Source organism: Phycisphaeraceae bacterium, from assembly GCA_019636735.1.
In the GTDB taxonomy this organism is placed as follows: Bacteria; Planctomycetota; Phycisphaerae; order Phycisphaerales; family SM1A02; genus VGXK01.
Map to the genome: position 1 here is coordinate 426,551 of JAHBWY010000002.1, position 11,676 is coordinate 438,226.

General features: G+C 65.8%; 9 protein-coding genes. 8 read left to right on the forward strand and 1 reads right to left on the reverse strand.

What is annotated here, in order from left to right; all coding sequences use genetic code 11:
• Window positions 1-12 precede the first annotated feature (12 nt).
• From KF724_03850 to yidD, 7 genes are read left to right on the forward strand one after another with little or no spacing between them, the layout of a single operon-like run.
• Window positions 13-1,011, forward strand: coding sequence for a hypothetical protein (locus KF724_03850; protein ID MBX3354815.1), 999 nt, complete (start codon window positions 13-15; stop codon window positions 1,009-1,011).
• On the forward strand, window positions 1,012-2,583 hold the full coding sequence (locus KF724_03855) for a hypothetical protein (GenBank protein MBX3354816.1): 1,572 nt from the start codon (window positions 1,012-1,014) through the stop codon (window positions 2,581-2,583).
• An 18-nt stretch (window positions 2,584-2,601) separates the two neighbouring features.
• Window positions 2,602-3,948: an ABC transporter ATP-binding protein gene (locus KF724_03860; protein ID MBX3354817.1), complete on the forward strand. Its 1,347-nt coding sequence runs from the start codon at window positions 2,602-2,604 to the stop codon at window positions 3,946-3,948.
• Window positions 3,945-6,041, forward strand: a complete 2,097-nt coding sequence (locus KF724_03865) for an ABC transporter permease subunit (GenBank protein MBX3354818.1) — start codon at window positions 3,945-3,947, stop codon at window positions 6,039-6,041. Before KF724_03860 ends, KF724_03865 begins: the two co-directional genes overlap by 4 nt.
• Entirely contained in the window at window positions 6,041-8,056 is a 2,016-nt protein-coding gene (locus KF724_03870) for a hypothetical protein (protein MBX3354819.1), read from the forward strand. The genes KF724_03865 and KF724_03870 overlap by 1 nt, the downstream gene beginning before the upstream one ends.
• Window positions 8,057-8,083: 27 nt before the next feature.
• Window positions 8,084-8,743 carry a fumarylacetoacetate hydrolase family protein gene (locus tag KF724_03875; GenBank protein MBX3354820.1) on the forward strand — a complete coding sequence of 220 codons (660 nt, stop codon included), beginning with the start codon at window positions 8,084-8,086 and terminating at the stop codon, window positions 8,741-8,743.
• 35 nt (window positions 8,744-8,778) lie between these two features.
• Window positions 8,779-9,081 carry a membrane protein insertion efficiency factor YidD gene (gene yidD / locus KF724_03880; protein ID MBX3354821.1) on the forward strand — a complete coding sequence of 101 codons (303 nt, stop codon included), beginning with the start codon at window positions 8,779-8,781 and terminating at the stop codon, window positions 9,079-9,081.
• A gap of 224 nt (window positions 9,082-9,305) precedes the next feature.
• Here the strand turns inward: yidD and KF724_03885 are convergent, their stop codons facing one another.
• Window positions 9,306-11,129 carry a chloride channel protein gene (locus KF724_03885; GenBank protein MBX3354822.1) on the reverse strand — a complete coding sequence of 608 codons (1,824 nt, stop codon included), beginning with the start codon at window positions 11,127-11,129 and terminating at the stop codon, window positions 9,306-9,308.
• A gap of 205 nt (window positions 11,130-11,334) precedes the next feature.
• On the opposite strand from KF724_03885, the gene KF724_03890 reads away from it, so the two are divergent.
• Entirely contained in the window at window positions 11,335-11,583 is a 249-nt protein-coding gene (locus tag KF724_03890; protein MBX3354823.1) for a DNA-directed RNA polymerase subunit omega, read from the forward strand.
• Window positions 11,584-11,676: the final 93 nt, after the last annotated feature.

The following is an 11,676-nucleotide window of genomic DNA, read 5'->3' on the forward strand; positions in this document are numbered from 1 at the left end:
GGAGACGCGACCATGTTCAGACCCGTTGTTCTCATCGTGGCCGCCGTCATCGTGCTGGCGCTGGTGCTCTTCAACACCACCTTCACGGTGAACTTCCATGAAGTGGCCATCGTCACGCGCTTCGGCAAGCCAGCCGGCATCGTCCGCGAGCCCGGTCTGCACCTGAAGGCGCCCTTCTTCATCGACAGCGTGGCGAAGCTCGATACTCGGCTTCAGCTCATCGAGAGTCCGCTCGAGACCGTGAACACGCGCGACGGCCAGCAGATCCTGGTGAAGGCGTTTCTCTTCTGGCGCATCGACGACTCGGGGGAGGCGCCGCGGGAGTTCTACAACTCATACACCTCGCTCGACGGAGCATCACGGCAGTTGACCGGCCTGTTGCAGGGCTCGCTCCGGCAGGTGGGCAGCTACAACTTCAGCGATCTCATCGGGCGCAACAGCAAGCTCCCCGAGGCGGAGTCCGCGATCCTGGCGGACCTGCGGCGCAACCCCATTGCCGGGATCACGCCGGAGAAGGTGGCGATCGCGCAGGTGGTGCTCCCGCCCAAGACGACCACCGCGGTGCTTCGTCGCATGGGCGCGACGCAAGAGAGCCTCGCGAGCCTCGAGGCAAGCCGGGCGAACTCTCAAGCCGACTCACTCAAGAGCCAGGCCGCGAGCCAGGCGGACATCATTCGCGACCTCGTGCGGCTCTGGGGCGCCGAGATCCAGGCGCAGGGCGATCGCGAGGCGTCGCGCTTCTACCGCGAGATGCAGCAGCACGCGGACCTGGCGATCTTCCTCGCTTGGCTCGACACGCTGCGAACCTCGCTGACGGGAAGCACCACCTTCGTCACCGACATGTCTCGGGCGCCATTCCAGTTGCTCGATCCCGATGCGCCGACTGATGCGCAGGGGATTCCGCAGCCGACGCGCGACGCCGGCGGCAGACCCATTCGCCCGCAGAGTGACTCCACTCGCATGTCGCCACGACCTGCGGCGGCCGCGAGTGGTGGAGCGGGAGGTTCGTAAATGAGTTCCCTTCCCGACGATCCCATTCAAGATGTCGACCGCGATGAGGATGCGCCGCGCCGAGAGGCGAGCGTCCGGCTTCAGGTCTCCGCCGAGGCGGGGGGAGAGGCGGCGCTGCGCGAGGCGATGGACCCCGCGAATCAGAGCCTCGGCGAAGCCCTGCGGCTCAGCTATCGCATCCTTCAACTCGCCATCCTCGGACTGCTGGTGACCTTCCTCTTCAGTGGATTCCAGACGGTGCAGGAGGGGTTCACCGGGGTGAAGACAATGTTCGGGCGTATTCAGGGGCAGGGCGCCGAGGCGCAGTTGAGCCCGGGGCTCGAGCCGTTCTGGCCGTACCCGATCGGAGAGATTGTCGTCTTTGAATCCCGGCGAGACATCTCCCTTCGCAATGAGTTCTGGCCGCGCCTTCCGCCCAACTCGACGATCCAGCGCGCGATCGAGGCGGCAGATACCTCGAACCCGATTCGTCCCGGGGCCGATGGTTCAGTCCTGACCGCCGATGGCGATCTCGCCCACCTTCAGGTGGTGGCGGAGTACATGGTCGACGATGTCAGCGCCTATGTGGAGCGCGTCGACCGAGCTCTTGTCGATCGACTCGTTCGCACGGCGTTGATGCGCGGCGTGGTTCTCGCGAGCGCGGTGACGCCGCTCGACGATCTCCTCGCCGATCGCGACAGCTTGCGAGGTCGAGCGGATGCCGGGACGCAGCAGAGTGGTGCTGCACGAACCGAGACTGCGGCGGCCGAAGCGGCGCCTGATGCTTCGAACGACGCCGGAGAGGACTCCGTCAGGGTGGTGACCCGAACAGGCCGCCGGAGCGAGCTCGAGCTGCTCATCCGCGAGAAGGCCCAAGAGGTGCTCGATCAGCTTGGTTGCGGCATCCGCATCGTGACCCTCTCCGTCCCCGAGCGCATCGCACCGCTGGCAGTCGAGAACCGTTACGCCCAGGTGCAGGTGGCGCGCGAGCAGGCCAAGGAAGTGGTCGACAAGGCGCGGCAGGAGGCGCAGTCGCTGCTGGTGGCGGTGGCGGGGCCCGCCTACGAGGCGTTGCTCGAAGGTGTTCGCCGCTACGAAACGGCGCTTCTGGCTGGTGACGAAGAGCGAGCGGACGCGCTCTTGGCCGAGCTCGGCACACTCATGGAGCGGGCTGATCTCGGGGGCGAGGCGTCGCTCATCCTGAACCGGGCGCGCGCCTATCAGGGCGCCATCCAGGCGACGCTCGGCGCGGAGACACGCCGACTCGAAGGACTCAAGGAGAGCTTCCGCGAGAATCCGCGCCAGCTTGTTCGGCAGATGTGGCTTGATGCGATCAAGCAGGTCTTCAGCGACAACGCCGACCAGATCGAGGTCTTCTCGGTGGCGCCAGGCATGTCGCGCTTCACCGTCTCCGTCGCCAGCAGTCCCGATGTCATGCAGTCGCGCCGCGACGCTGAGTTGCGGCGCAAGCGAGCGGAGGCCGATGCGGCCGCGCGACTCGATCCGACATGGAACCTCGGACTGCGCGGGATCGTCATCGATGGTCCAGGTCGGCGACTGGAGCGCGATGCCACGCGAGGCCGCGGACGCTGACCCGGCGCAGGAGTGCACATGAAGCAAGCCGTCGTCAAACCTGCCAAGCAGGACCTCGTCGTGGAGGCGGTGGCGCTCACCAAGGTCTTCCATGACTTCTGGCATCGCGATACCGCCGTGGCCGTCGATGGCATCGACTTCCACATCCGGCGGCATGAGATCTTCGGATTGCTCGGCCCCAACGGCAGCGGCAAGAGCACGACGATCAAGATGATCCTCGGACTCCTGCGGCGATCGAAGGGCGTGCTGCGGGTCTTCGGCCGGGAACCCGACGATGTCGCGGTGAAGCGACGCATCGGATTTCTTCCCGAGGAGAGCTATCTCTATCGCTTCCTGAACCCGGTCGAGACGCTCGACTACTACGGCAAGCTCTTCGGGTTGAATCGGCGCGTCCGGCGCCGTCGGTCGGGCGAGCTGCTGTCCATGGTCGGTCTCGACGCCGCCGCCAATCGCACGGTGGGCGAGTTCTCCAAGGGCATGGCGCGGCGCCTCGGCCTGGCGCAGGCGCTCATCAACGATCCCGAGTTCCTCATCCTCGATGAACCGACATCGGGACTCGACCCCGTCGGCACGAGGCAGGTGAAGGACCTGCTGCTCGACCTGGGTCGGCGCGGGAAGACCATCCTCCTGTCGAGCCACCTGCTTTCCGAGGTCGAGGATGTCTGCGACCGCATGGTGATCCTGTATGGCGGGCGAGTTCGAGCTGAAGGCACCACCGAGGAGCTTCTCGAAGATACGAATCGAACGGTCATTCAGGCGCCGCGCCTGAAGCCCGAGACGATCACCCGCATCGAGCAGGTCATTCGGGAAAGCGAAGGCGCTTCCATCGAGCGGGTGCAGGCGCCGCGTCAGAAGCTCGAAGAGCTCTTCATCAGCATCGTCGAGCGGGCACGCCAGGAGCAGGTGGCCACGAGCGGCGCCAAGCACGGCGGACCCACGGCGGACTTCCTGCTCCACGGCGACGAAGCGAGCGAGGAGAGCGAAGGCGGCGCGCTCATCGAGTCCCTCGCGTCGACCTCCGAAAGCGCACCGGTGCGTGCCGTCGAGGTCGAGCGCCCCGACGAGGCGCGACGCGAGCGCGGCGTCCGGGACGATGTGCTTCGCGAACTGACCGAGGCGAAGGCGCCGGATCATCCAGAGATCGACGCGCCGGAGCGCGGCGGGCCAGCGAGGGGAGCGCCACCGAAGAGTGGGAGCGGTTCGGGCTCGACGCCGGGGACACCGTCTTCTCCAACTCCTTCGTCATCGCCGTCATCTCCGCGAACACCGGGGGCGGCCCCACCGTCCGATCCCAAGGTCGATCGTTCGTTCATCGAGGGGCTTCTCGGCGACAGGGCCGATGATGAGGGTGGGTCGAAGCGGTGAGCGCGGCAAGCTTCACCTTCAACGCCTTTCTGCTCATCACGCTCCTGGCCTCATGCGTGGGGCTGTGGGTGCTCTGGCTGTTTCTGCCGAGGCTTCAGAACGCACTGCGCAAGCCGGGGCGGACATGGATCGCCGCGCTCATTGCCGCGCTCGTCGTCATTCTTGCCGGGCTGCCGGTCATCGTGACCTCGTTCCGGCTCGCCTCGCAGCGGGCCGGCATCATCGATCGCCTCGCGAATGCGAACCTGAACCAGCGCGATCCGGCGACGGTGGAATTGCTCGAACAGGGGCGTGTGACCGTCGGTGATCGCAGCTATGTGTCGATGCAGCTGCGGTCCCTCGGGGAGCAACTCTTCGACAGGACCTCCGGGCGCCTCGTCGTCGCCGATCAGATTGCGGAACTTCTGATGGCGCCCTCGATGCCGGCCTGGGCGCCACCGGCGATCTTCAATCGAACGGCCGTGGTGGGGGTCGTGCTGGCCGCCGCCGCGATCGCGGCCATCGCCGCGGGGCTCGGTCTGGCGCCGATGATGCTCGCGGTCCTTCTCGGCGCGATCGGAGGCGGGTCGATCGCGCTCCTGCGGGGCGAGACGGGCATGCTCGTCGCCATCGTGGGCATGGTGGTGTTGATCGTCGGCTACGGCGTGCTGAGTCGGCTGGTGCTGCGAGCCCTTTCGGGTGCCGGCTCCCTCTCCGCAGTGGCGAACATCGTGGTCCGCGAGTCGACGCGGCAGTGGTACACCGGCGCGTTCATCCTCGTGCTGCTGGTGGTGCTGCCGCTCGTCCCGCTCGCGATCGATGCTGGACCGCTCCGCTACCGAATCCAGGCCTTCCTGAGCTGGTCGCTGGGGGTGACCTTCGGATTGGCGGGACTGCTCACGCTTGTGCTGGCCTGTGCGACGGTTGCGCTCGAGATCCGGGATCGCCAGATCTGGCAGACGCTGACCAAGCCCGTCGATCGCATGCGCTACATCCTGGGCAAGTGGCTGGGCGTGGTGGCGGTCAACGCAGTGCTCCTCCTCGTCAGCGGCGTGAGCATCCTGCTCTTTGTCGAGTACATGCGCACGCAGCCCGCGCAGGACTTTCTCGATGAGATGGCGGTCCGCGACGAAGTGCTTGCCGCACGCGTGGGTGTGCGACCTGTCTATGAGCCGCTCTCGCCCGATCAGGTGCGCACGGCGGTCGATGACCTGATCGCCGCCGACCCGAGCATCCGACAGGACATCGACATGGGCTTCCGCAACGAGGCGGAGGTGCGTCGAGCGCTCGGCGACCAGATCCGTCGGGATGCGCTCTCGGCGCAGCGCCTGGTGCCTGCGGGTGAGTCACGCACCTATCGCTTCCCCGGGATGGGCGCCGCGCGCGCCGCGCAGGCCGATGTGAGCCTCTCGTTCCTCTTCCATATCGGGGCGAGCAGCCCACATGAACAGCATCCGGTGGTCTTCCGCTTCGCCGACGGGAGCTGGATGGATCGCATCTATGTGCCCGCCCAGCGCCACACCGAGCGCGTCCGATGGCAGAACATCGGTGACGATGGCACGCTGGTGCTCGAGATCATGAACATCGGATTCCGAGACGGGGAGTTCTTCCCAGGAAGTGGAACACTGAATTGGGATGCCAACGGCATCGAGGTGCTCTACAAGGCTGGCTCATTCGAGATGAATTTTGTCCGCGCGATGGTGGTGGAGTGGGTCAAGCTCTCGTTCCTCGCAATGCTGGGCATCTGTGCGGCGACCGTTCTGAACTTCCCGGTCGCGCTCCTCTTCAGTGCCACGGTCTATCTCATCGGTTCGCTGACGCCTTTCCTCGCGGTGGCCATCGAGGAGTACTGGGTCGATCCGAATGACTTCTGGCTGGCCAAGGCCTTCCAGCACACGGTCCGCGGCATTGCGCAGGCGGCGTACTTCGCGCTCTCCGGGTTCGGCGGAACCAGTGGCGAGACGCTCCTCGTCGAAGGGCGCCTGGTCCCGTGGAGTACGGTCGGTCGCACCATCGCCGTGATCGGGGTGCTCTGGACGGGAGTCACCGCCTGCGTCGGATGGATCATCTTCCGCAGGAAGGAACTTGCGATCTACAGTGGTCAAGGTGGCTGATGCGTGATCGCGTGATCCAACTCATGGCGGCGCTTGCCGTGCTCGTCTCGGTGGTCGGCGCGAGTGCGCTCGTGCCACGCATGCTGTCGGGCGCGGAGACGCTCGGCCTGCGCTACACCGCTGATCCGATCGAGGGCGCGCCGCCGATCATTGCACTCGCCAACGCCATCGGCGCCATCAGGCCCATCGTGGCGGACTACCTCTGGATCAAGCTCGCCAAGATGAAGGAGAAGGGCCAGTTCTACGAGGCGAGTTCTCTCGCATCGTGGATCACCAAGCTCCAGCCGCGCTTCCCCGAGGTCTGGGCCTTCCACGGCCACAACATGGCCTACAACATCTCGGTTCTCACGAACACGCCGCAGGAGCGCTGGTCATGGGTGAACCAGGGCATCGACCTCGTTCGGAACCAGGGGCTCCGCTACAACCCGAACGACCTCGGGCTCAACAAGGAACTGGCCTTCTGGTTCGCCCACAAGATCGACGGCGTGAGCGATGACGCGCATCTCTTCTACAAGCGCGAGTTCGCCAGAGAGTGGCAGTATCTGCTGGGGATTCCGCCCTTTGACCAGGAAGAGCGGGAGCGCTGGATTCAGGCGATCGCCGATGCGCCCGACACCTATGCCGAGCTCGTCGCCCTTCACCCCGATGTGCAGAAGGTCGTCGATCGCCTGACCTCGGGTCTCTCACCCTACCAGCGACGCTTCTCCTTCAAGTTCGATCGCAATCTGCTCAACCTCTACGGTCAATGGAAGGCCATCGAGACCTCGCCCTATGCGAGGCTCATGGAGCTCGATCAGGGTTTTCGTCGCACCGACCCGCTCTATGTCGCGATCTCCGAGGTCTTCCGCGATCCCGAGCTCCAGGTGCCGCTTGAGCAGTTCATCACCTGGCTTCGCAAGCGCGTGCTGCTGGATACCTACAACATGGACCCGGTTCGCATGGCGCAATACACGAAGGAGTACGGTCCCTTCGACTGGCGCCATCCGCAGGCTCACGCCTTCTACTGGGCGAAGCTCGGCTCCGAGACGGGCGCGGAGCGCTACGACAACATCGATGATGTCTACAAGCAGCTCAACAATGATCGCCTCTGGCTGCAGGCCATCCAGGCTCTCCAGCGATCGGGGCTGATGAGCTTCGATCCCTTCTCCAACGACAACCCGACCCGGCTCAACGACCCGCGCTGGATCCAGGCGGCCAACAAGGCCTTCCGAAATCTCTACGACCACTACTACGACCGAAGTCGCGGCGGTGGCGTCGACACCTTCGCCGACTTCTATGAGAACTTCATGACCTCGAATGTCCGCGAGTTGTGGCGTGCGGGCGAAATCGAGGCGGCGCAGCAGATCTACACGGAACTGGACCAGCTCTTCGGCTCGACAGGTGTGCGGCCGAGCAACAAGTATCGTCGCCCCATCGATGTCTTCGTCCAGGAGACGACGCGGGGTGAGTATGAGTATGTCCCCGACACCGCGGCAACCGATGTCTATGCCGCGCTCCGAAACGGCTTCATTCAGGCCTACCTGATGGGTCGACCCGAGCGGCTCAAGACCGCGCGCGAGTTCGCCTCCGGCATCATCGAGTTCTTCAAGAGCACGCACTACTTCAACTTCGTCAACAAGTTCGGCGAAGGACGCATGAGGGATCTCATTGCGGACATGGAGACGACCGAGGAACGCGTGTTCACCGCGCTGCTGAAGGATTCGAGCATTTCGCTGCTTGACCGGCTCACCATGTACAACCGCGCGCCCGAGGCCATGCGACGCCTGGCCTATGATGGCGTCCGAGACTCCATCAACCGCGAGATCAGGATGAGTCCGATCGGTCAGTCGATCGTGGAGCGCGTGCGAGCGCAAGGGCGCGGCGACCCCGATGTTGAGACGGCGCTCTCCCAGGCCGTCACCCAGATGTTCCCCGAGCCTCCGGGCATGGAAGAGTGGCGACTGGTTCGAGCCGAGCGAGCCCGTCAGCGCGAGGAGCAGCGCGCTGGATCGCGAGCCGACTTCCAGACTCGCTGACGGCGTTGCCCCGGTCGCGCCCACGACATGCGAACGCCTCCAGCCATCCTCTGCATCGGTCGAAACTACGCCGATCACGCGGCGGAGATGGGCGGGGCGCCGCTGACCCACCCCATGGTCTTCATGAAGAACCCGGCGAGCATCTGCGGGCCCGAGGATGACATCGTCATTCCGAGGATCGCGCGCGAGCATGGCCCGCAAGTTGACTTTGAGGGGGAACTGGCCGTCGAGATCGGCGTGGCGGCGCGCGATGTGCCCGAACTTCAGGCGGGCGAGGTCATCGCGGGGTACCGCGTTGCGAACGATGTGTCGGCGCGGTGGTGGCAGAAGCAGGGGAGCGGCGGCCAGTTCTGCCGCGGCAAGAGCTTCGACACCTTCTGCCCGCTTTCGCCGCTCCGGCCCGCGCGCGAGGTGACTGACCCCGGATCACTTCTCCTGCGCACGCGCTTGAACGGCGAGCTGATGCAGGAGTCGTCGACCAGCCTCATGCTCTTCTCCGTGGCGCGGCTTGTCGCCGACCTGAGCCGAGGAACCACGCTCCTTCCCGGCACGCTCATCCTCACGGGAACTCCGTCGGGTGTCGGTGCGGCTCGAACGCCGCCGAGATTCCTCAAGGACGGTGATGTGGTCGAAGTCGAGGTGACCGGCGTGGGGCTCATTCGCAACCGCGTTCGGGAGGAGCCGTGAGTACCGCGCGCCCCACGATCGCGGCGCGATCGGTCATGGCGCTCGTGTCGCTCTACCAGCGGCTGCTGAGTCCCGTGCTCGGCGGGCGCTGCCGCTTTCACCCCTCGTGTTCCTGCTACGCCAAGGAGGCGCTGCGCACTCACGGAGCGATCCGAGGCAGCGCCCTCACGCTCCGCCGACTCGCGCGATGCCACCCGTGGGGTGGTTCAGGGGTCGATCCCGTGCCTCCGCTTGGCGGCGGCTCGAAGGAGAACCTCGGTGTACTCCGGCACGCTCCGGGCCCGGTGCGGGCGGACCACGACCACCAAGTCGCATCCGCCGCCGATCGTGTGCTGTGAGAGACGAAAGGCTTCGCGCAGCAGCCTCTTCATGTGGTTGCGCACGACTGCACCGCCGACGCGTCGGCCGATCGAGATGCCGAGGCGCGGATGGTCGAGTTCATTGGCGAGCGCATAGACGATGACACCACCCGCGTCGGTCCTGGCGCCGTCGGCGTAGGCGCGTCGGAAGACAGCGGGGCTCCGGAGACGCATCCGCACCGGGAAGCGGAAGCGGGGTTCGCTCACGCCTGCCGCTCCAGTTCATCCTGGTATCGCCGCATCATGCGAGCCCGGCCCGCCATGCCGAGCACCTGCTTCGTCTGAGGATCGACCACGGGCAGGCTCTGGACATCGTGGCGTGAGAAGCGATCAAGCGCCTGGTCAAGCGACAGGTCGGGTGCGAGCGGCGAGATGTCGCGTCGCGCCATTTCATCGGCGTGCACGAGGGGCAGCGCTTCGCGGAAGACGATCGCCGCCCGAAGATCGCCCGCCGTGATCATGCCGAGATAGCACCCCTCGTCGTCGATCATGACCATCTCATCGGCATGGTGCTGCTCCGCGAGTTCGAGCAGGCGACGGCCATCGTCCTGCGGATGAACCAATGAGGCGGGCTCAAGGCGCAGGTCGCTCACTGAGAGCTGGCGGAGCAGCGCCGCATCGGGCGATGGTCCGAACTGCACGCCGAGGCGCCGCAGTTCCGCCGTGTAGATCGAGTCGCGATCAAACCAGCGTGCGACCAGTACCGCCACCACCGCGGCGAGCATGAGCGGCAGAATGATGCGCGGGCTCTGCGTCAATTCGTAGACCAGCAGCACGCCGGTGAGCGGCGCGTGTGACGAAGCCGCCACCGTGCATCCCATGCCGACGAGCGCGAACGACGCGGGGTGGGCGCCTGGAATGATGCCCGTGCCGTCAACGAACGCTCCGAAGGCACCACCGACGGTGGCCCCGATCAGCAAGCTCGGTGCAAAGAGGCCGCCCGCACCACCCGAACCGAGCGTGCAGGCCGTGGCGATCATCTTGAGGAGCGTCCACGCGCCGAGAATGATCGCGAGCATGATGAGCGAGCCGCCGACTCGATCGTCACGGCTGTACCAGGCGGGGGTCAGTAGATCCCGGATGAGCGCGTAGCCGTTTCCGAAGAAGGGCGGTCCACCCTCGGTGGTCCGAGTCAGCAGCACATAGCCCGCTCCGAGCAGGCCAAGCGCACACGCGCCCCAGAGAGGTCGCAGGAATGCAGGCCCCGGAACGCGCGCGAAGAGATGTTCGCTGCGGCGCAGCACCCGCGCGAAGGCGATCGCGACGAGAGCGCACGCGCCCCCGAGGAGCGCGAACGACGGCACCTGCGCCACGGTGAAGGAAGGAGGCGCACCTTCGAAGAATCCGGGACCAATGCCGAAGATCGGCTGTCGGCTGTCGAGCACGGTCTGCGCCGTGGCGGTCCCCATGACGCTGGCGATCACGATCGGCGTGAAGGTTCGAAGGGAGAAGTCGCGCAGGATCACCTCGAGCACGAAGAAGATGCCCGCCAGTGGCGCATTGAAGACAGCGGCCAATCCTGCAGCGGCGCCACATCCGAGCAAGGTCGTGATCTGCGGCGGCGACGCTCCAAGTCTTCTGGCCAGCACGCTGCCGATGGTGGAGCCGATCGTGACGATCGGTCCCTCAGGTCCCGCCGATCCACCTGATCCGATGGTGAAGGTGCTGCCGAGCCACTGCCGAACGCCGAGGCGCAGAGGAAGACGGGAGCGCTCGCGACTGACGGCGTAGAGCACCCAGGTCACGCCGTGACCGCGGGCCACGATGGGCAGTGCGATGAAGACCATGGCGGTCAGGAACGCCCCGATCATCGGCGCTGTCAGCACGACGATGACGCCGAGCGAACCCAGCGAATGAGCGCCGCCTTCAAGCCTTGATTCAAGCCACTGGATGGGGCCGATGAACGCCAGCGCCGCGAGGCCCATCACCACCCCGACCATGGCCGCGGCGACGAGCATCACGCCATCTCGATCGAGTCTGAGTGCCCGCGGACCGGACTTCGTTGCAGGCAGTTTCACCTCCGCCATCGGCCCGAATCTACCTGTTGCCGCCATTGAGCGTCCGGAGCCCCGCCCACCACCCGCCGCCGGGCGTGCTGCGTGCCCTGAACCTCCGAGCGGCGGGATCGGTTCCAACCCCAAACACCGGTTACGCGATCTGGAGGGCTGGAATGCCCTTGGCGTGGCGGTCGATCCTCGCTACACTCCACGATTCGCTCCGAGGAGAGTCTCTGTGATCGAAGCCCTGCTCAACGATGACCTTGTCGAGAATCTCGGTGGCCGTTTCAAGCTGACGGCGCTGATCCAGCGACGCCTGGCGGAGCTGGTCGAAGATGCCCGTCCGCTGGTGTCCCGAAGCACGCCCGACGGTCGCCACCTCTCCAATCTCGAAATCGCGATCGAGGAGATCCGGCAGGGCAAGATCACGATCGACTGGGAGAGCAGCGGTCTTCGTCCGCCCTCGTCCTCCCGGAAGCGCTGAACAACCGTCAGGACTCTCGAAACGGGGGTGATGACAGTGGTGGGGCGCATCCCGTCCTTGAGCGCGGTCGCCAGCCAATGGTTGGCCGTCGGG

Coding starts and splice junctions, on each gene's coding strand:
- KF724_03885 (MBX3354822.1), bottom strand. CDS start 11,129: ATGGCGGAGGTGAAACTGCCTGCAACGAAGTCCGGTCCGCGGGCACTC.
- yidD (MBX3354821.1), top strand. CDS start 8,779: ATGGCGCTCGTGTCGCTCTACCAGCGGCTGCTGAGTCCCGTGCTCGGC.
- KF724_03850 (MBX3354815.1), top strand. CDS start 13: ATGTTCAGACCCGTTGTTCTCATCGTGGCCGCCGTCATCGTGCTGGCG.
- KF724_03860 (MBX3354817.1), top strand. CDS start 2,602: ATGAAGCAAGCCGTCGTCAAACCTGCCAAGCAGGACCTCGTCGTGGAG.
- KF724_03870 (MBX3354819.1), top strand. CDS start 6,041: ATGCGTGATCGCGTGATCCAACTCATGGCGGCGCTTGCCGTGCTCGTC.
- KF724_03875 (MBX3354820.1), top strand. CDS start 8,084: ATGCGAACGCCTCCAGCCATCCTCTGCATCGGTCGAAACTACGCCGAT.
- KF724_03855 (MBX3354816.1), top strand. CDS start 1,012: ATGAGTTCCCTTCCCGACGATCCCATTCAAGATGTCGACCGCGATGAG.